The sequence below is a fragment of the Psychromonas aquatilis genome (assembly GCF_038155185.1).
Classification (GTDB): domain Bacteria; phylum Pseudomonadota; class Gammaproteobacteria; order Enterobacterales; family Psychromonadaceae; genus Psychromonas; species Psychromonas aquatilis.
Window position 1 is genome coordinate 1 of record NZ_JBAKAZ010000374.1, and the last position, 216, is coordinate 216.

Consider the following 216-nt stretch of genomic DNA (forward strand, 5'->3'; position numbering starts at 1 on the left):
CCTTAAATTTATATTTTGAGTTTTATAAACTAGCTTAATAGCTCATCCAGTTTTTCAGCACGTTCTTGTGCATATAATTCATCACAGCCACCAATCGGAGTACCATTGATAATGATTTGTGGAACCGTTGTGCCACCGGTAAATTTTGTCAAATTACGACGAAGTGAACCATCAGATACATCGATTTCATCGTAGCTAACTTGCTTATGTTCCAAT

The 216-nt window shown here is 36.1% G+C and carries 1 protein-coding gene; it reads right to left on the reverse strand.

All coding sequences use genetic code 11. The features are described from left to right. Nucleotides 1-29 precede the first annotated feature (29 nt). Nucleotides 30-216 (reverse strand): glutaredoxin domain-containing protein (locus tag V6256_RS15865; RefSeq protein WP_341599171.1); only part of this gene is annotated, 187 nt, incomplete at its 5' end.